Raw genomic sequence first — 19853 nt, forward strand, 5'->3', positions numbered from 1 at the left:
TTAAATAACAAACAGGTGCACTTCCTTATTGAAGGAGGGCACCTGTTTGTTCGTTTAAGATCTGCGTTTCAACAATAAAACGCCACTGATGCTCGATGTTTTTTTGCTATACACCACTTTAAAACCAATATCATTGTCCAGCAAACAGTTTAAGGCATTAATCAGCAATGCACCACGCACCAGTGTGAAGGTACAAGGGGATGTGTTCCCAATCACACGCACACTTCTGATTCGGCGTGCAGAACCGGGAACGAGCGGATTTCTGGACCAGTAGATCAATACCAAATCCGGTTGTGGAACAGCTTTTACACTAGCCATCCTCATCATCTCTTTTCTATTAGATTCTTTATAGTAAATGAAAAGGAAATGAGGAAGGTGCTAGACAAAGGACGCGATATTTCATAAATGGGACAATCCCCAGTTATACCCATTGATAAGTTCATGCAATTCATATTTGTAATTCACACACATGATTCGGACCAAAGTATGGTGTATCAGTCAATCATAAGTGTACTTCCAGTCCCATACATATAATGCTGGAGGTGATTGGAATGAGCAAGGAACCCATGGATGAGAACAAAAAGATAGAACAGCGAAATGCCTTTCTTCGGGATAATAACGGAAAAGAGATGTCTTCCAACGAAGGGGTTAAAATATCGGATGATAGCAACTCGCTAAAAGCGGGGGATCGCGGACCCACGCTGCTTGAAGATTTTCTGATGCGTGAGAAATTGTCTCACTTTGACCGGGAACGCATTCCGGAGAGAGTTGTGCATGCCCGGGGATATGGAGCCTACGGTGAATTTGAGTTATATGAGTCACTTGAAGAGTTAACGATGGCACATTTTCTTCAGGATCCCGGTGTGAAGACACCGCTATTTGTTCGTTTTTCCGAGGTTGCAGGCTCCAAAGGAGTGAACGAAACGAATCGGGATGTGCGTGGGTTTTCAGTGAAGTTTTATACCGAAGAAGGCAACTTTGATCTGGTCGGCAATAATATTCCGATCTTCTTCATTCAGGATGGGATCAAGTTCCCGGATTTGATTCATGCACTGAAGCCGGAACCCAATAATGAAATTCCACAAGGCTCCACTGCGCACGATACCTTCTGGGACTTCATCGCCAATAATCAGGAGTCGGCAGCGATGGTCATGTGGATTATGTCGGATCGCACGATACCGCGAAGCTTTCGAATGATGCAGGGATTTGGAGTACATACCTTCCGGCTGGTGAACAAAGAAGGCAAATCCAGATTCGTGAAATTTCATTGGCGGCCTGTACTTGGCATGCATTCTTTTGTGTGGGATGAGGCGCAGAAGCTGGGCGGTGCGGACCCGGATTTTCATCGCAGGGACCTGTGGGAGAATATCAATGCAGGTAACTTTGCTGAGTTCGAACTTGGAATACAGGTGCTGGAGGAAGCGGATGAATTCAAGTTTGATTTTGATATTTTGGATGCAACGAAATTATGGCCAGAAGAAGACATTCCGGTACGCATCATTGGCAAAATGACGATTAACCAAAATGTCGAGAATGTATTTGCGGAAACGGAACAGTCGGCTTTCCATCCTGGCAACATTGTACGTGGCATTGATTTCAGCAATGATCCACTGCTTCAAGGCCGGCTATTCTCGTATACGGATACACAATTGGCAAGGGTGGGCACGAATTATCAGGAATTGCCGATCAATCGTCCCGTGTGCCCTGTACATAACAACCAGAGAGACGGTGCTTCCCGCTACACCATTGATCGAGGAAGAGTCGCCTATCACGAAAACTCTCTTGCCAATAATTCTCCCTATACTGTGCCCGGTACAAAAGGTGGGTTTGTAACGTATCCTTCCACGGTGCAAGGTCTCAAGGAACGAAAAACGGCAGCTAGTTTCCTGGATCATTTCTCACAGGCACGTTTATTCTGGAACAGCATGACAGGTGTGGAGAAGGGTCATATCATTCAGGCACTCACGTTTGAGCTTGGGAAAGTAAAAGATGTTTCGATTCGCCAACAGGTCGTCGATATGTTAGGGAATATCAGCACAGAGCTGGCAACCATTCTGGCTCGCGAGCTTGGAGTCGCTGTACCTAAGGTTTCCGAATCTACGGTGACAAAATTTTCCCCTGCGCTAAGCATGGCCAATACCGTATTTTCTCCCAAGACACTGCGCGTCGGGGTGATTGTCGGTGAAGGATTTGATGGTCCCAGCACACAATACATTTTAGATGAGTTTAAGAGCGCGGGACTTCGTCCAGTCATTGTTCATGAAAGACAAGGTGTGGTCCATGGAACGAGCGGTGTGGAGTTGAAAGTGGATGACAGCTTTTTGACCGGATCACCTTTGGTATATGATGGACTGTTCATTGTTGGAGGACAGAAGGAAGATAATTATTTTCAAAAATACACCCGATCCTATGCCATTGAAACGTACAATCATTTTAAACCGGTAGGAGCTACACCGACGGGGGAGGCACTGATCCAGCCAGTCGGTATTATCGGCAAACCTGGCGTCATTGTGGAACAACAACCAGCGGCGTTTGCAGAGCAATTCATTCAAGCCATGACCCAACAACGCTTTTGGAATCGAACGTAATTAGGTGGGATAAACTGGACATGGGAAGTTCAGGCGTCTAAACTGTATAGAACGATACAACCAAGAAGGGATGCTCCGATCCAAACCATGTTGCAGAAATTCGGTTTTACACAATATGAAAGTCAGGTATATGAGGCCATATTTGCGCAGGATGCACCGCTCGATGCCACATCCATTGTTAATTACTCCAATGTACCCAAGGCTAAGATATACGAAGTGCTTAATCGGCTTATTGATAAGGGAATCGTCCTAACAACTATGCATGGGAAGAAAAAATTGTACATGGCGGTTGATCTTCAGTCCATTATCCTCAAAATTAGGGCTGACTTTGAGAAGGATATTGAGGAATTAAAGACGTATAAAATCAAACGTACATTCACTGATGAACATATCTGGACATTGAAGGATGCATCATCTATTGCATCGAATATTGAACAGCTTATTGAGGAAGCGGATTCATCTATCCTTTTTCTGGCCTGGAACGAGCAAATGGAGAAATACCGGGAGCTTCTGGAGAGAAAAGAGGCCGAAGGGGTACATGTAGAGGTCTTGGCTGTAGGAGGACTGCAAACGTCTCTAACCCATAAATATTCGTTAATTCCGATGCTTGAGGACAGTAATCTTGAGCCCTCGCAGCTAATCATTGTTGACCATGGCTATCTCTTGTTTGCAGGAATCGAACATGATTCATGGAAGGCTATCAAGACAACGTCCAAACCGATTGTTAAAGCCATGACGGATTATTTCTATCATGACGTCGCTCTTACTCAAATTACCAAAAAATATGGTGACCAGCTGCTTCAGGACGAAGAAATCGCACGTCTGTTGGCGCGATTAATTTATTAAAACGATGGTTCCAAAGCTATTCTTTCGGAGAATAGCTTTTTTGTATTGAAATCCTCTCTTAATTAAGTTACTATCGTAGTTGTAACTTTTGAGGAGGATTCAAAAATGAATAAAAAAGTATATGTCCTGGCAATCGCGGCATTTGTGGTTGGTACCGTTGAACTCATTTTAGGCGGGATTCTGGACTTGATTGCAACAGATCTTCATCTGACCTTGGCCAAAGCCGGGTATTTAATTTCCATCTTCTCCCTTGTCTATGCGTTATCTGCGCCTATTTTGTTAAATATGACGGCTAGATTCGAACGTAAAAAAGTATATATGTGCACTTTATTCGTTTTTCTAATCAGCAATCTCATCTCTGCGTTCAGTGCTAATTTCTATATTCTTTTGGCAGGCAGAGCATTGGGGGCTGCAACGGGCTCGCTGATTTTTGTCCTGTCTTTGACGCTCGCAGCTCGTATTGTGGAGCCCCAATATAAAGGGCGTGCTGTGGGAATAATCACGATGGGAGGAAGTGCATCACTGATTCTGGGGGTACCTCTCGGAATCTTTGTGGGTAATATCGCAGGATGGCGTGAAGTGTTTATGTTGATCGCGATTTTGACTGCAGTAGTCATGGTTGCCATTGGCATTGCCATGGATCGTGTGCAGCCGATTCCGGCAGTATCCCTGAAGAAGCAGCTTACTGCTCTATGGAATCCGAAAATGCTGGCAATCCATGTTACAACATTGCTTGTGCTCGCAGGACACTTAACGTTATATGCTTATTTCACACCATTTCTCCAGGAAGCGCTGGGAGCCAGCTCAACAATGGTCACCTTTATCTATATGATGTTTGGTATCGCTGCTGTGGCAGGGGGAGGAATCGGCGGCATATTATCAGATCGCTTGCACCCAGCCAAAGCCATTATTATCGTGCTGATACCCTTTATCATAAGCATGGCGGTTATTCCATTTAGTACCGGGTTGCCTTTAATTGCCTTCTTGATTCTGCTAAGTATCTGGAGTGCATTAAGCTGGACCGTTACCCCGGTACAGAATAGTCTGATTATCAAAACCTCACCGGCAACGGCTGAAACGTTAATTAGCACCAATTCAGGCATTGCACATGCTGGTATAGCTCTCGGAACCTATATTGGCGGGGTGGTTATCGATCATTCATCCATTATGTATACAGGATGGGTGGGATCAGTTTTAATCCTGATGGGTCTGGTGTCAGCCGTTTATGCAATCAGTCGCAAAGAGCAAACGGTTCAGGCGGCTGGATAATGTGTTGATTTAAAAGTTGTCTTTGCAAACTGCTATATATTTTTTTACTTCAGCAAACCTCTGCGATCCAATAATTATTGGATCGCAGAGGTTTTTTTAATAACATTAGGCATAATATTTCTATATTCAATTTGCAAAGGAACTTGATTTATTTAACTTATCCCATATAATTATTATAGCTTTATAAAGTATCTTAATTTATGGTTTCGAATATTAATATAGACGTAAAGGGGAAACAATCATGAGCAATATCACAACAAAATCGGAAAAACAAAAAATGATCGATGGTGAGCTGTACTTGGCTTCCGATCCCCAATTGTCTCAAGACCGGGAATATGCAAGAAAAATGACACGCATGTACAATCAGACCACAGAAACAGATGGTGCGCTCCGTACAAAGCTATTAAAAGAGCTATTAGGATCAACGGGTGATCACCTGAGCATGGAACCGAATATTCATTTTGACTATGGTTACAACATTCATGTTGGAGAGCATTTCTATACCAACTTTAACTGTACGATACTTGACGTATGTGAAGTGCGCATTGGGGATAACTGTTTAATGGGACCTGATGTTCACATATATACCGCTACTCATCCCTTGAATCCATTTGAACGGATAACAGGTGCAGAATATGGCAAGCCAGTAACCATAGGGAATAATGTATGGATCGGAGGCAGGGCAGTCATTAATCCAGGGGTCACCATTGGTAACAATGTCGTTATTGCTTCCGGTGCGGTAGTCACAAAAGATGTCCCGGATAACATGATTGTTGGTGGAAATCCTGCTAGAATCATTAGAGAGATAGAGCTTTAATCTATTCATTTTGGACAGAAGAGTTGGAGGCATAAGAATTCATGACAGAAAAAGAGAAATCACAACTGGGACTACTGTATAATGCGAATTACGACAAAGAATTAATTGATGAGCGGTTGTACGCGAAGGGACTTTGTTACGAGTATAATCAACTTCACCCAGGTAAGATCACTGAGAGAGAAGTATTGATCAAAAAGTTGCTTGGAAAAACGACGGATCGTTTCCTCATCGAGCAGCCATTTGTATGTGATTACGGCTATAACATTGAAATTGGCGAGAACTTCTATAGCAATCATAATATAGTTATGCTGGATGGAGCTAAAATCCGGTTTGGTGACAACGTTTTTGTTGCTCCGAACTGTGGATTCTACACTGCTGGTCATCCTTATGATGTGGAACAACGTAACGAAGGGCTTGAAATTGTAGGTCCGATCACAGTGGGCAATAATGTATGGATTGGTGGCGGCGTGACTGTGCTTGCGGGTGTGACCATTGGAGATAACACAATCATCGGTGCAGGAAGTGTAGTTACCAGAGACATTCCTTCGGATGTAATTGCTGCGGGTAATCCATGCAGAGTGATTCGCAAAATAACGGAAGCAGACAAAACGAAGTATAGAAGAAGCTAACACAAATGTATACGAACCCTCAGAATGCCCGATGTTTTTTCATCGGGTGTTTTTAAACCCTTTGGAGATATTGTATAGTTACTACATTGGAGAAGAAACTATGGAGTAGGGGTGCTTATGAAAATAGCGAACGCGTATTTGATGAAAGAAATTAATATAAACCATGTACGCCAGGTCATGAAACGGGTAGAAACAGCAACCAAGCCACAACTGGCCTCCTTGACCAAGCTCAGTGTGGTAACCGTCAATTCACTGGTCAAAGAGTTGTGTGAACTGGGTGAACTGTTTGAGGACGAGACAGTACCTTCCAACGGGGGGAGACCTGCATTAACCTACAGATATAATTACGATTTTAGCTTGGCTTTGGTCATGTATATCAACGAAAAGCAGGGGCAGGATCTGATCACAGCCACTGTCATTAACTTAGAGGATAACATGGTGTTCAGAGAAGAATATACGATGCCCGCCTTTGACCAGACACACTTCTATGAAATCATTGGGAACGTACTGGCTCAACATGCTTCCATTAAAGTCATCGGTATCGGTATTCCGGGGCAAACCGTGAATGGAGAAATTACGGTGAGCAGTCACCGGCAGTTAGAAGGTGTCCGCATGATTGAAGATCTTGAAGCACAGTTCGGATTACCAGTCATGGTGGAAAATGATGTGAACGCTGCAATTAGCGGATATTGCGCAAAAAAAGAGTTAGACGAGGATCAGTGTGTCATCGGAATTTATTTTCCAACCAAATATCCTCCAGGCATGGGCATTTATGTGGACGGTAAAGTGATCAAAGGAAAACGTGGCATGGCCGGGGAAGTCAAATACCTTCCTATGGGAATTGATTGGTATGATACAGTGGAAAAGGAAGCGTTTATTGCAACGGTATGCAAAATGATTCAAATGGTAAATGCGATTCTTGCTCCAGACCAGGTTGTGATTTACCAGAAGATGGTTGAAGAAGATGCAGTGGTTCAAGCATGGCAAATGTATCAAGCCGATCTGTCGATGCCATCTTATCCTGACATCATTCTGATCGATTCCTTCCAGGAAGACTTTGAAGCAGGGATGAGATGGTTAACGTTGAAATCGTTGGAACCGGACCTGGTCCAATTCAACTGAAGACGGGACTCCCATATTAATAAAAATCCCTCAGCAGAAAACAATACATCATCACATCGTATACCAATGCATGTCCTTGTTTTCTGCTGGGGGAGAGCAGGAATGTACCTGCTCCAGGTGTATCCATTCTTAGCGTTTCAGGCTTTTGCCATTACTGCCGATGACATCTTTGTACCAGTGGAACGACTTTTTGCGATACCGTTCGAGTGTACCTGAACCATCGTCATGGCGATCAACATAGATATAACCATAACGCTTTTTCAATTGTGCTGACGAAGCACTGACCACATCAATACATCCCCAGGACGTATATCCCATAACTTCAACGCCGTCTTCAATGGCTTCCCCGACCTGCACAAGATGATCATTCAAGTACTGAATGCGATAGTCATCTTCAACTGTCTTTTCACCATCAGATCCGGTAATAAGCTCGTCCACAGCGCCCAACCCATTTTCCACAATAAAGAGTGGTTTCTGATAACGGTCATAGAACATATTCAAAACATAACGCAGTCCTTGCGGATCGATCTGCCATCCCCATTCACTTGCAGGCAAGTAAGGGTTAGGTATACCTCCAAGCAGGTTACCTTCACCTGCAACTTGTTTATCCGGATCAGCCGTTTGGCAGATACTCATGTAATAGCTGAAAGAAATGAAGTCGACGGTATGGAGCAACATGTCTTCGTCGCCATCTTCCATCTGAATCTGGATTCCATTTTCACGGAAGTAACGTTTCATGTATCCAGGATAGCGGCCTCTCACATGTACATCTCCGAAGAAATAATTGCTGTGTTCGAATTCCATCACTTTAATCATGTCATCGGGATTCGGTGTTAGTGGATAGGTCGGCATACTGAGCATCATACAACCAATCTGTGCAGTTGGAATGATCTCATGACAGAGTTTCACAGCAGAAGCGCTGGCTACAAACTCATGGTGTATTGCCTGATAAAGATCCTGCTTGCTCAATTTCTCTTTTGGTGTGTAGATCCCACCGCTCATGAATGGTGCTTCCAGAATCGAATTGATTTCGTTGAACGTGAGCCAATATTTCACTTTATTTTGATAACGTTTAAATACAGCAGTCACATAACGCTCGTAGAAGCCGACCATCTTCCGATTAACCCAGCCATCATATTCCTTGGAGAGATGGAGAGGTGTCTCGTAGTGGGAAAGGGTGACCAGTGGTTCGATTCCGTATTTAAGACACTCGTCAAAGAGATCATCATAGAATTGAAGGCCTTCTTCATTGGGTTCCAGCTCATCGCCTTTAGGGAAAATACGGGACCAGGCGATGGAAGTACGGAATACCTTGAATCCCATCTCAGCGAACAGCTTCACGTCTTCTTTATAACGGTGATAGAGGTCAATCCCGATCAGTTTCATGTTATCTTCAGTCGGTTCTTCAGTAATGGGACCCATGATACCTTTGGGAGCCACATCCTGAGTGGACAAACCTTTGCCACCTAGATTATATGCACCTTCAGCCTGGTTGGCGGCAATCGCACCACCCCACAGAAAGTTTTCAGGGAAATGAAATGATGGATGTTGAGAATGAGTCATGTGTATCGCTCCAATCGTTATGAATTCATTGTGAATATTACATACAGCAGCACTGCATAAAAAAAGCTTAATCGTTGGAACGGGTTACACGTCAAGTTTTACTTTTTATTTATTTTGAGGCAAACTGTAAATCATCATAGAAAGTCAGCAAGAAAGGAGACTTCATGTGTCCAAGTTCGATGAAATTATGAAGCTGTCCGGCTACTCGAAGGCCACGGTGTCCAGAGTAATTAATCATTCACCACATGTGAGTGACGAGGCCCGGCAGAAAATAACGCAAATCATGAAACAGCTCAACTATATCCCGAACCGAAATGCCGTTTCGTTATCTACCGGACAGACCAAGCAAATTGGAATTGTCACATCCGCAACCAACGAAATTATTATTACGTTCATGAATCAATTCATTGATACAGCGATGGATTATGGATTCCAGACCCTGATCTATACTTCGCGTGGAGATAAAGAGATTGAATTGCAGGCGTTCGAGGATCTGCGGAGTAAACGAGTAGATGGACTGGTGATTATGACCTGTGTCAATCATCCAGACAAACTGAAAGCCTATTGCGAGTATGGTCCGATTGTATCTTGGCAGCGGATGGAAGATGACGAAATTCCGTCAGTGGCTATGGATCAGGCGCAAGGCTACAAGCTGGCTCTTGAACATCTGGTGTCCAAAGGATATACCCGCATTGCCAATGCCTTTGGCAGAGCAGAAAGTCTGAATACTCAGAGTCGGCGTGAAGCCTATGAATCATTTATGGCAGATAAGGGTCTGCCTGTATTACGTGAAGCTTATCAATATTCCGTGTTCAGTTCGTCTGACGGAGAAGAGGCGATGCGAAGAATGGCAAGTGGGCCAGAACTTCCTCAAGCGGTGTTATGTTCGAATGATTATGCAGCAATCGGAATCTGGTCCGAAGCACGCAAACAGAATATACAAGTTCCCGAACAACTTGCTATTGTTGGTTTCGATGACATTGAGTTGTCGCGTGTGCTTGGAATAACAACCATACATAATCCAATTGCAGAACAAGCTACGCAGGCCTTTCATCAATTATGGGCCGTCCTTGGCAAGCAGGAGCTACAGCCTCAGCAATTGGAATTTCAACTGATAGAACGTGCAACCACCTAAATTTTTTTGGGGAAAAGCACATCATTGCATACGAATTCTTACACCATTTAGAGAACGTAGCATAGCAAAGGAGGGATCGTTATGGCACGTGTTTTATTTATTAACGGTGGATCAGAGGGTCATGTCAATCCAACAATTGGCGTCGTGCAAGAGCTTATTTCACGCGGGGAAGAGGTCGTGTACTTCACTATAGAAGCTTATCGGGAACGTATGGAAAAGACGGGGGCTATAGTCCGAACCTTTGACGGTCAAAAATTCATTAAAGCCTTTGTCTCAGGTGGCAGAGATTATGTGCTCGAGCGAGTCAACGGTCTTTTACTTACGGCAGATATCGTCATTCCGAGCGTGCTTGAACAGATTAAGGGTGAACATTTTGACTACATCATCCATGATTCCATGTTTGGCTGCGGACGTTTGCTTGCGCAAATTCTGAAGCTGCCTGCAATTAATTCATACACTTCTTTTGCGCAGAATGAAGAATCTTTCGATCATTTGATGCAACACTTTTTCTTAAATGTTCCTACCGAAATCGCCCAACCTATAAACGATACATTCCATAGCCTGACGATCAGGTTACAGGAAAAATATGATGTGGAGATTGCTACTCCCTACGAAGTGTTTTGCAATCCCGCGCCGCTTACCATCGTATATACAACAAGGGAATTCCAGCCTTATGGAGATGCATTCGACCACACGTATCATTTTGTAGGTCCGTCCATCTTCTCGCGATTAACGCATGAAGACTTCGACCTGACAGCAATTAAAGGGAAAAGACCTATTTACATTTCACTGGGTACAATTTTTAACCAAGCTCTTGATTTCTATAAGCTTTGCTTGGAAGCATTGGGGAATACCGATCATACAATCGTCATGTCTGTAGGGGATAGAACACAAATTACGGATCTGGGAGAAATTCCGGGGAATTTTATGGTTAAACGTTATGTTCCACAAATGGATGTATTGCAGTCCGCTAAATTATTTATTACACATGGCGGGATGAACAGTACCAATGAAGGTTTATATTATGGGGTTCCCCTCATTATACTCCCTCAAAGCGCGGATCAGCCGATCATCGCTGAGCAGGTTGTTAGTAGAGGAGCAGGTATCAGCTTACAAATGCAAACCTTGACTGCCAGTCAGCTGCGTGAAGCTGTGGATCATGTGTTGAGCGTTCCTTCTTTTGAGAAAGCTGCTGCGAATTTGAGGGAATCCTTTCGAAAATCAGGCGGATATCATTATGCTGTTGATGCGATTTTTGAATTTAAAAATCAACATTTCATTCACGGATAGTTCAGTCATTAATTATTCAAAATTGAAGCATTTCCGGACCTGAACCATGCGGTATACTGAACAAGACGTTTCAAGAGAAGCTGCATTATTATAGATGATGTGGCTTCAAGTTGAAACATGTTTTAACAAGTTACACATTTCACAAACTAGCCGCTGGAAAGGTGAGATTGAACAGGATGAAGACAGTGACGGGTCGATTCAGAATTGCAGGCATTTGGGAAGGTGTATCATTGCTGCTGTTGATTTTTATAGCCATGCCGCTAAAATATTTAGCCGATATGTCTTCCCCAGTAATGATTATGGGTATGATTCACGGTATTCTTTTTCCGCTATATCTGATTACACTTGTGCATTTGGCAGTTGTGAAGAAGTGGAAAGCTTCACGCTGGTTCATGGGATTGGTAGCAGGCTTATTGCCTTTCGGAACATTTGTATTCGAATCCTATCTTCGCAAGAGGGATTGGAAGTAAAGATTGCTGAAAAGAACAATGACAATGACAGCAGGCGACCAACCCGGATGTTATCCGAACTGGCCGCCTGCTGATTTTCTGTACAAATTCTTTCTTGGAAAGAGTGCGAACGTTTATTTTACGGTGCCTTGCTGACGATCTGATAGCAGGCTAACTCCAATATCGCCAGAGGCATCAGATACAGGTGTATACGCGGAGAAGGAGATAACAGCAATCAGGGCAGTAAGCAGAAAAACAAATGATTTTTTCATACAAAAACCTCTTTTCATTTGGGATGATCTTCCAACTTCATTTTAATGCAGATAGGCTGTGTTTGAAAAGAAAATGTTTAGGTGAGTGCGAGATTTGTACAGTCAATCATTCGTGATAAACTATAGTTTAACTATAGTTGCCAACTGACCGAAAGGGATGACCCCTATGAAAGAGCTCCATACTTTAACATCCATAGAAATGATCGAAGAAATGATTAAGCAACATGAATTGGTTTTTTTGTACGTATCACGGCCAGAGTGCAGTGTATGTCACGCCTTACTCCCTAAGATTAGGGAGTTACTTGAACCGTATCCAATGGTGCACTTGGCCCACATCAATGCTAACCAAGTGGAAGAGGTGGCGTCCAGGTTTCTTATTTTCACAGTTCCCGCGATGATTATGTTGGTGGAGCAGAAGGAGTATATTCGAGCCGATCGTTTTGTTCGCTTTGATCGATTGGAAGAGCAGGTACAACAAATTTATCGTATGTACACCCAGAACGGGGAATTAGAAGCATGATTATCGGCAGCTCATATATGAGCTGCTTTTTTTGCATAATATGCCATGAACATAGGGTGAACGCTTATACACGTAGTCCCACTTTGGAATAAAATACAGTATTAAATTGTATGAGGAAGAAGTGAGCGGATTGAGAATCGATTTGGGTAGCGGAAAAAATAAACACCAAAATTGTACGGGAATTGATCGAATAGCATATCCCACGACCAACATTGTTCACGATATCAATTCGCCCCTCCCGATTGATGATAACTGTGCCACATTTGTGATGTGTTCACACAGCTTGCAATATGTTGATCATTTGCAGCAGGTGATGGAGGAAATATACAGGATTAGTACACACAAAGCGATTGTCTGTATCGTAGCCCCCTATGCACATGTAACTTCACATATGGTTAATCCCCATTTCAAGCAGTTGTTTAATGAATACATGCCCCAATTCTGGACCTCTCAGGTCAATGAAATACATGATGACAAGTCACCTTTGTATAGTTCAGATCGCCTGCAGCTTCAGGAGGAGACAGTAGAATCCCCTATCGATTTCAGGTTGCTCAACATGGAGTTTTTCTATTTCCCTTCCTATCACGGTTTATACAATGAAACGGAACTGGAACTGTTACGACACTCCCAACTGAATGTAGCTTATCAGATTATGTATCATCTCCTTGTTGTAAAGCAGCCGATTTCAGATGCCGAAGTTGCTGGATACCAATCAAGCGAACTGCTGGAGGAGCCGGATTACATCAAAGAGCAAAGAATTCAATATCAGGATCAGGAAGGACTGGAGAAGCCCTTTTATCTGGAACACTTGTCTCCCACATTAGGGCAAGAGAAGCGTGAAATACCAGAGAAAAAACTCCCCTTACCGCAACGCAGTAAGAGGAGTGTAGGCACGACAGGTAACCGTCGTTTAAAGTCCGGACGCAAAAGCAATATGCGATCACCAAAGCGGAAAAAGAAAAGAGATTGAATTTTACTCTTCGGCCTCAACAACAGTGACGATAACCTTGTTGGAAGCCAGCGTAATGGGAATTAAACTGCCGTCTGGAAGAACAAAGGAAAGGGAGACTGTAGCCTGATTCATGACCTTTCCGTTGGATGGCTGATGTTTGATTATGGCTGTGTATCCAACCTCCACCGATGTTCCTGGCAGCAGATCACCCAAGGAGATTCCACTCGCCAAACTACAATTATGTTGAGCAATACCCTGTATTGTGACACTACCAGAAACCAAATTAACGCCAGATTGCAGTTGATCCGTGAGAACCAGATTTTTGGCTGCAAATGCACTCGTATTCTGAATGAGGACCACATAATCAACGCTTTCTCCTACCTCAACAATGCTTTTGCTTGCCGTCTTCTGGACAGGAATCACAGGTGCTGAGATTGGTATGGAAGGAACGGATGGGGTGGACGGTTGTGAAGAACCAGGCGTTGTTGGTGTAGTCGGATTAACAGGTGGTAACGGCGGCGTTGGATGCTCAGGAGGCCCGGGTGGTACTGGCGGAACTGGGAAAATCACCTGCATGAGAACGACATTGGACAGAACGTTAAATGAAACCTCGCCCAATGTATAGGAAACACTGGCCTGATTGGTGATCTGAGCCAATGTAATTCCTTGATTCACAATGACTTGGAAGGTGATAGGAATCGCGGATAAGGGTGCGATATTATCTACCTCAAATCCATTAATCGGATTGACTCCGGGTACACTCACATCTCTGATCGTAACACTGTTATTAACAAAAGTAGTTGCTTCAGGGATTCGATCCGTAAATATAATGGCACTAAACGGGACATTGTTACCATTCGTCAGCAGGAAGGAGAACGTAATCGTTTCTCCCGGGACGACCTGACTCGGCAAAGCAGATTTGACAATTTCCAGAAGAGGATCGCTGATAAAAGTAGTGACTGAATCGGACTCCACAGAATTGGAAATGACATTGCCATCAGGAAGAGTGAAATTATAATTGACTATCGCTGTGTTCACAACCTGATTATTCGATGGGAATGACAGAATATTTACCTGAAAGTTAATCGTGAATGTTTCACCTGGTGCCACTTCCCCCAATGGAATACCACTAACCGGATTATCGCTTATTTCCATTCCGTTTACGGTTAAAGATCCAGGGATAAAGAATGATTCAGGTGGAATTGGATCAATAACGGTTACATCGGCTGCAATATTGCCTGTATTTTGAACAACAAGCTGATAGAACACGGTATTTCCAAGATCTACGGCATCGGGGGTACCGGATTTAAGAATGGTAATGACAGGATTATAGACAGGAATGGAAACGACATTGGACGGCGAACTTCCACTTACTCCGTTTATGGCAAAGGTAACGGTGCCCTGATTGGTTAACGTCTGGGTCACAGGCTGCGGTGTAAGTGCATTGACGTTGACCTGGAACGTCACTGTCGTGGAGCTGCCTGCACCTATAGTGCCGATACTTACGCCTGTGGAGGGATTAACCCCAGGTTGAGCTACACCATTCAGGGTGAGGCTGTCAGGCACAAAACTTGACCCAGCCGGAATCGGGTCCGTAAGAAAGACGGATGTTGCCAGCAATTCTGTAGGATTCTGAACGAGCAGCGTATACGTAATAATATCTCCTGGGGCCGCGGCGGTAACGTCAGCTGATTTGGCAAGGGACAGAACCCCCGGTTCGGACACGGGAACCGTCACCGTATTGGACAAGGATGAACCCGGAATGATCCGCCCGTCAGGAAGAGTATAGGTGTAATCTCCAGTAGCCTGATTGACAAGCTCGGGTGGAGTTGGCACGGATGTCACTGTGGCTAGAAAAGTAACCGTCACCGGAAAATTGGGCTGGATCGTTCCCAAGTTAATTCCGGTTATTGGGTTGGCACTGCTCCAACGGTTACCACTGATCAGCACACTATTCGGTACAAAAGCCTCTCCTGCCGGTAATGGGTCAACCAGGATAACGTCAGCGTTATAGTTACCTTCATTGGACACCAAAACGGTATACGCAATAATATCACCCACAACAGCAGTCGATGGGACAGCTGATTTTACCAGCGCAATGACGGGTTCAAACACCCGGACATTGACGATATTGGATAAGGCCGTTCCAGTGAATTCTCCGGTTGTAAACGTAACGGTGGCCTGGTCAACCAGAAACAGGGGAAAAGGAACCGGCGGAGCTGTTCCGACCACACTGACCTGGAACGTGACAGTTGCAGAGCCGTTGGCTGGAATTGTTCCGATAGGGACCCCTGTGCTAGGATCGACTCCTGGGAGAGATGCACCGTTCACCGTTACGCTGTCCGGAACCAGAACAGAAGCAACAGGAATAGGGTCTGTGAGACTGACATTGGTTGCGTCAACCGGATCATTATTCTGAACAACTAGCGTGTATGTGACAATATCCCCAATAACGGCTTGGAGCTCACTTGCTGTTTTGACTACGGTCAGATTGTCTGCCGAAATGGGAATAACGACTAGATTGGAACTGCTGCTGCCAGGTATAATGCGGCCGTCCGGTGGAGTGAAGGTGAAGCTGGCATTACCTTGGTTAACAATCTGAAACGAAGCCGGTAATGATGTAATTACGACTTGAAAACTGACCAGGGTCGAGCTACCTGTCGGTACGAGGCCTAGAGAAATGCCGGCATTCGGATCGGCAAGAGGGACCGGAAGGCTATTTACGAGTACACTTCCGGCAACAAAGGTGGCATCTGGCGGAATGATGTCCGTTAATGTGGTTGTTGCGCCAATATTTCCTGAATTGGTCACGGTAAACTGAAAGGTCACGGCTTCCCCGACTACAGCAAACGTAGGTGTAGCAGCCTTAGCAACGGCTATAATGGCCTGGAACACAGGAATGATGACCATATTGGAAAAGGAAACTCCGCTAAAGGTACCGCTGTCGAAGCTCACCTGGGCCTGATCTGTTAGTTGAGGTGGTGAGGGCAGGGTATTTACCTGAACACTGAAAGTGACTGTGGCTGATGCACCAGGCAAGAGAGTACCGACAGAGATACCAGAAACAGGATCTGCTGTAGGCTGGGGTACACCATTTAACGTGACACTTCCAGTTAGAAACGAGGAACCCGTTGGAATGTTATCGGTCAGTACAGCGTTGGTAATGCTGCTGGCATCCTGATTGGTAACTGTAAAGGAATAGGTAACGGTATCACCAACCACTGCATCTGTAGCAGCAGTTGATTTCACAACACTCAACATAGGTAGCGAGACAGGGATGACAACCGTGTTAGATGTAACAGATCCGGGAATTACACGGCCATCTGGTGGCTGAAAGGTATAGGAGGCTGTTCCCTGATTGACCAATTGCAATCCAGCTGGCTGACTAACAACACTTACCTGGAAAGTGACTGTAGAGGTTGCGTTGGGTGCAACCGGACCAATAGGTATTCCTGCAACAGGGTCAGAAGCTGGTTGAGAAACACCATTGACGGTTACGCTGCCCGGTACAAAGACGGAACCGTCTGGTATATTGTCTAGGACGGTTGTTGTGGCATCAATATTTCCCGTATTGGTTACGACCAACGTGTAGGTAACTGTATCTCCGACAAGAGCATTGGTTGTGTCTGCGCTTTTGACAATAGCCACATTGGGTTCATAGATGGGAACCACCACTGCATTGGAGGTAACCGCAGTATTAATAATCGGACCATCGGGTACGGTAGGGGCAGTATAACCGACTCTGGCTTGGTTAAACAACTGAGCCGGTACAGGTACGGATGTGACCAATACCTGGAAGGTCACGGTAGCGGAGGTTCCCGAGTTGAGATCTCCAATCGGAAATCCGGTTACCGGATCTGTACCCGGCAGTGAAACCCCATTGAGTGTGATGCTATTCGTTACGAAGGAGCTTCCTGCAGGAATGTTGTCAAAGAACATAACGTTCGTTGCATTAACCAATGAAGTATTAGAGATGATAATGGTATATGTTACCGTATCTCCGACGACAGCATCAGTTACGTTGGCACTTTTGACGGCATTAAGGGCAGGGAGGTTGATATCGATCTGTAATCCGTTGCCGTCAACAAGATAGCCGTCTCCATTCGTTGTAAGCTGGAAGGCAGCTTGAGTCTGTGTATTGAGCAATGTAAATCCGACGTCCACGTTCGTAATATCCCAGCCTTGACGACCACCAACGATGTTTGTACCAGGGGTTCCATTGATCTGATTCCTTGTCCCGAACGTACCAGAGGTATCGAGGTTTCCGGCATCATCATTGATCTGTGAAGCGAAGAAGTTGTCGGAGAAGTTGTTCGGACCTGACAGATTCGTCACAGTGGCAATGGTCGGTCCAAAACGAGCCTGATCCCCGGTCTTGTTCGCATCACCCTCCTGTGTACTGAATTGTGCCCGACCTGCCAGTGGACCCATGAATGGTGTGGCAAATCCATCAATAATCATGTTGACAGGACCCGAAGTGGAAAGAATGACATCGGCATTCACTCGAATGGACATGTTTCTCAAAGGCAAGGCAGCATTTTGGTACACTACCGCAAGTGTCCAGCCCGCATGGTTGGAGGTCGGATCGGGTATGGACAGTGTTCCAACTACTCCACTGGTCGTATAGGTTCCTGCTCCTCCAGCAGAGATTAGACTTGTAACGTTTGCAGAACGAACATAGGCATAGGTTGTGGGGAATCCGGAAGCGGTGGACAAGATGACTTCAAAACTGGTTGCCGGGTCCGGAAAAACACTGGTCTGACTTGCTGGAGTTGTAAACTGTACAGCATCATTGATAAAGGCGGAATTGTTCTCCGTATTGTCAATGTATGTACCCCCCCAGATTAATTCGGCATACAGGATGCTGCTGCCTGCGGGGATTTGTAGTACAGCAGAGGAGCTGTTGTTCTGAAAAAGATTCGTTGTTCCTGGTGGATATGTTCCAAACTGCTGTGTGGTATCCGTCGTAATATAAGCCCCGATGCTGTCAACTGTCCCGGGAACACCAACAGTTTCAGAGCGGCTAAGTCCAAGCGTATTGCCTGTGAAAGTCACTGCACCATTTTCATTTATCGCATACCTTTCAATAAAGGCCATTATCATCTTCCTTCCGCATAGTTAGTCTCTACACGTATACTTTCGTAGTATCTTGTACCATGCCAAAAATCGTAAATAAATGAGTAGCAAAAAAAATCAGTGAATAAGTGTTGTATTGAAAACGGTTTTATGCTAATTTAAAATATATAAAAACGTTTTTATAGCAAAGGACCAAAAAATTATGGGAAAGATTACAATTAAAGATGTTGCAAGGGAAGCCGGGGTATCCATTTCTACGGTTTCCAACGCCTTGAACGGCGTGGATGTCTTAAACCCAGAGACCAAATCACATGTCCTGAAGGTGGCAGAGCGTTTAAACTACGTTCCCAACTTGAACGGCAAGCTGCTAAAATCCGGGCAAACCAAAATGCTGGGCTTTTTCACCACAAGTGTGTCGGGTCCATACTTTTATAAGCTGGTTGAATCCATGTCTCGCGAATGCGATCGTCTGGGCTACGGGCTGAATGTGTTTGTGACCAAGGATAAGCAGGTCATTATGAGTAATATTCTGGGACGGCGTGTGGATGGCGTTATCATCTACGAAGAACTGCGGATTGATGAGCAGGATATTGTCGCTATGGAGAAAGACAAGATTAAGGCTGTGTTTCTGGATCGGGTCTATCAGAGCGATACTATGGGAAGCGTCATATTTGACTCTTATGTAGCGGGTTACGAAGCAACCAAGTATTTAATTGGACTGGGGCACAAGAAAATTGCTTACATATCCGGCGTGGACACCATGTTTGACAGTAATCAGCGTAGAGATGGATATTTGGCCGCTTTGCGTGAGTACCAGCTTCCGTTGGATGATGATTACATCTTACAGGGATATTTTGAGGAAGAGGGCACCTACAGTGCTGTAAAATCTTTTCTTCATCTGCATCCTGCCAAGCTGCCTGATGCTTTTCTTGCAGGAAATGATGTGAGTGCAATCGGCTGCATCCATGCGTTGAAGTCTCATGGCTTCGAGGTTCCTCAAGATGTAAGTGTAGTAGGCTTCGATGATATTGATATTGCCCAATATTTTTCCCCGCCATTAAGTACCGTACGAAACCAGATTGCAAGGCAGGGTATCCTGGCGATCAATCACCTGGTTCGCATGATCAAGAAGAAGGAACATGGGGTTTCACAAAAACTGGCGGGTGAACTTATCATACGGGGCTCAAGTCATGTGAAGATGGACCGGAGTGATTTTTTAACATAACTGATTCAATCACTTCCGGTCTTTTTTAATTATAGATTTGATAATAGGGGGTTTTTTTGTCATAAAATAAAAACGTTTTTATGAGGAAATGCTTAAGTTG

Annotated in this window: 16 protein-coding genes; 12 read left to right on the plus strand and 4 right to left on the minus strand. The window is 44.6% G+C overall.

The genetic code is table 11. From position 1 onward, the window contains the following. Positions 1–54 precede the first annotated feature (54 nt). Positions 55–318 (minus strand): hypothetical protein, encoded by a 264-nt coding sequence (locus tag BUA17_RS04090; RefSeq protein ID WP_063563578.1) that lies wholly within the window; start codon positions 316–318, stop codon positions 55–57. 248 nt (positions 319–566) lie between these two features. Here BUA17_RS04090 and BUA17_RS04095 point away from each other — a divergent pair, with 248 nt between their 5' ends. The 6 genes from BUA17_RS04095 (at position 567) to BUA17_RS04120 (ending at position 7271) form a co-directional block, all read left to right on the plus strand. Continuing rightward, positions 567–2588 carry a catalase gene (locus BUA17_RS04095; protein WP_072733469.1) on the plus strand — a complete coding sequence of 674 codons (2022 nt, stop codon included), beginning with the start codon at positions 567–569 and terminating at the stop codon, positions 2586–2588. 87 nt (positions 2589–2675) lie between these two features. Further along, positions 2676–3434: a TrmB family transcriptional regulator gene (locus BUA17_RS04100; protein ID WP_072732688.1), complete on the plus strand. Its 759-nt coding sequence runs from the start codon at positions 2676–2678 to the stop codon at positions 3432–3434. Between the two features lie 105 nt (positions 3435–3539). Continuing rightward, positions 3540–4703 carry an MFS transporter gene (locus BUA17_RS04105; protein ID WP_072732689.1) on the plus strand — a complete coding sequence of 388 codons (1164 nt, stop codon included), beginning with the start codon at positions 3540–3542 and terminating at the stop codon, positions 4701–4703. A gap of 241 nt (positions 4704–4944) precedes the next feature. Then, positions 4945–5520: a sugar O-acetyltransferase gene (locus BUA17_RS04110; protein ID WP_170867784.1), complete on the plus strand. Its 576-nt coding sequence runs from the start codon at positions 4945–4947 to the stop codon at positions 5518–5520. A gap of 41 nt (positions 5521–5561) precedes the next feature. Beyond that, complete coding sequence (locus BUA17_RS04115; protein WP_072732690.1) at positions 5562–6149, plus strand: sugar O-acetyltransferase; 588 nt, start codon at positions 5562–5564, stop codon at positions 6147–6149. A 117-nt stretch (positions 6150–6266) separates the two neighbouring features. Further along, positions 6267–7271 (plus strand): ROK family protein, encoded by a 1005-nt coding sequence (locus tag BUA17_RS04120; protein ID WP_072732691.1) that lies wholly within the window; start codon positions 6267–6269, stop codon positions 7269–7271. A 129-nt stretch (positions 7272–7400) separates the two neighbouring features. On the opposite strand, the gene BUA17_RS04125 is transcribed toward BUA17_RS04120, so the two are convergent. Then, entirely contained in the window at positions 7401–8834 is a 1434-nt protein-coding gene (locus BUA17_RS04125; RefSeq protein ID WP_072732692.1) for a glycoside hydrolase family 1 protein, read from the minus strand. Positions 8835–9000: 166 nt separating this feature from the next. Between BUA17_RS04125 and BUA17_RS04130 the strand changes: the two genes are divergently transcribed. The 3 genes from BUA17_RS04130 to BUA17_RS04140 all read left to right on the plus strand — a co-directional run bounded on the left by BUA17_RS04130 (position 9001) and on the right by BUA17_RS04140 (position 11729). Then, a complete protein-coding gene (locus tag BUA17_RS04130) occupies positions 9001–9969 on the plus strand; it encodes a LacI family DNA-binding transcriptional regulator (RefSeq protein ID WP_064638679.1) in 969 nt (322 codons plus the stop codon). 81 nt (positions 9970–10050) lie between these two features. After that, complete coding sequence (locus BUA17_RS04135; protein WP_072732693.1) at positions 10051–11259, plus strand: macrolide family glycosyltransferase; 1209 nt, start codon at positions 10051–10053, stop codon at positions 11257–11259. A gap of 176 nt (positions 11260–11435) precedes the next feature. Then, on the plus strand, positions 11436–11729 hold the full coding sequence (locus BUA17_RS04140) for a DUF3817 domain-containing protein (RefSeq protein WP_064638677.1): 294 nt from the start codon (positions 11436–11438) through the stop codon (positions 11727–11729). Between the two features lie 113 nt (positions 11730–11842). Here BUA17_RS04140 and BUA17_RS31090 read toward each other — a convergent pair whose 3' ends face one another. Then, positions 11843–11980, minus strand: a complete 138-nt coding sequence (locus BUA17_RS31090; protein ID WP_163752989.1) for a hypothetical protein — start codon at positions 11978–11980, stop codon at positions 11843–11845. Positions 11981–12146: 166 nt separating this feature from the next. On the opposite strand from BUA17_RS31090, the gene BUA17_RS04145 reads away from it, so the two are divergent. Continuing rightward, a complete protein-coding gene (locus tag BUA17_RS04145; protein ID WP_072732694.1) occupies positions 12147–12500 on the plus strand; it encodes a thioredoxin family protein in 354 nt (117 codons plus the stop codon). A gap of 121 nt (positions 12501–12621) precedes the next feature. Continuing rightward, entirely contained in the window at positions 12622–13470 is an 849-nt protein-coding gene (locus BUA17_RS04150; RefSeq protein ID WP_170867785.1) for a methyltransferase domain-containing protein, read from the plus strand. A 3-nt stretch (positions 13471–13473) separates the two neighbouring features. Here the strand turns inward: BUA17_RS04150 and BUA17_RS04155 are convergent, their stop codons facing one another. After that, positions 13474–18549 (minus strand): DUF11 domain-containing protein, encoded by a 5076-nt coding sequence (locus BUA17_RS04155; RefSeq protein WP_072732696.1) that lies wholly within the window; start codon positions 18547–18549, stop codon positions 13474–13476. A gap of 181 nt (positions 18550–18730) precedes the next feature. Here BUA17_RS04155 and BUA17_RS04160 point away from each other — a divergent pair, with 181 nt between their 5' ends. Continuing rightward, positions 18731–19753, plus strand: a complete 1023-nt coding sequence (locus tag BUA17_RS04160; protein WP_063563590.1) for a LacI family DNA-binding transcriptional regulator — start codon at positions 18731–18733, stop codon at positions 19751–19753. Positions 19754–19853: the final 100 nt, after the last annotated feature.

Source organism: Paenibacillus sp. ov031 (assembly GCF_900143165.1).
GTDB lineage: Bacteria > Bacillota > Bacilli > Paenibacillales > Paenibacillaceae > Paenibacillus > Paenibacillus marchantiae.

Excerpts from the sequence above, each read along its gene's own strand:
- BUA17_RS04090 (WP_063563578.1), bottom strand. The coding sequence starts at position 318 with ATGGCTAGTGTAAAAGCTGTTCCACAACCGGATTTGGTATTGATCTAC.
- BUA17_RS04095 (WP_072733469.1), top strand. The coding sequence starts at position 567 with ATGGATGAGAACAAAAAGATAGAACAGCGAAATGCCTTTCTTCGGGAT.
- BUA17_RS04100 (WP_072732688.1), top strand. The coding sequence starts at position 2,676 with ATGTTGCAGAAATTCGGTTTTACACAATATGAAAGTCAGGTATATGAG.
- BUA17_RS04105 (WP_072732689.1), top strand. The coding sequence starts at position 3,540 with ATGAATAAAAAAGTATATGTCCTGGCAATCGCGGCATTTGTGGTTGGT.
- BUA17_RS04110 (WP_170867784.1), top strand. The coding sequence starts at position 4,945 with ATGAGCAATATCACAACAAAATCGGAAAAACAAAAAATGATCGATGGT.
- BUA17_RS04115 (WP_072732690.1), top strand. The coding sequence starts at position 5,562 with ATGACAGAAAAAGAGAAATCACAACTGGGACTACTGTATAATGCGAAT.
- BUA17_RS04120 (WP_072732691.1), top strand. The coding sequence starts at position 6,267 with ATGAAAATAGCGAACGCGTATTTGATGAAAGAAATTAATATAAACCAT.
- BUA17_RS04125 (WP_072732692.1), bottom strand. The coding sequence starts at position 8,834 with ATGACTCATTCTCAACATCCATCATTTCATTTCCCTGAAAACTTTCTG.
- BUA17_RS04135 (WP_072732693.1), top strand. The coding sequence starts at position 10,051 with ATGGCACGTGTTTTATTTATTAACGGTGGATCAGAGGGTCATGTCAAT.
- BUA17_RS04140 (WP_064638677.1), top strand. The coding sequence starts at position 11,436 with ATGAAGACAGTGACGGGTCGATTCAGAATTGCAGGCATTTGGGAAGGT.
- BUA17_RS31090 (WP_163752989.1), bottom strand. The coding sequence starts at position 11,980 with ATGAAAAAATCATTTGTTTTTCTGCTTACTGCCCTGATTGCTGTTATC.
- BUA17_RS04145 (WP_072732694.1), top strand. The coding sequence starts at position 12,147 with ATGAAAGAGCTCCATACTTTAACATCCATAGAAATGATCGAAGAAATG.
- BUA17_RS04155 (WP_072732696.1), bottom strand. The coding sequence starts at position 18,549 with ATGGCCTTTATTGAAAGGTATGCGATAAATGAAAATGGTGCAGTGACT.
- BUA17_RS04160 (WP_063563590.1), top strand. The coding sequence starts at position 18,731 with ATGGGAAAGATTACAATTAAAGATGTTGCAAGGGAAGCCGGGGTATCC.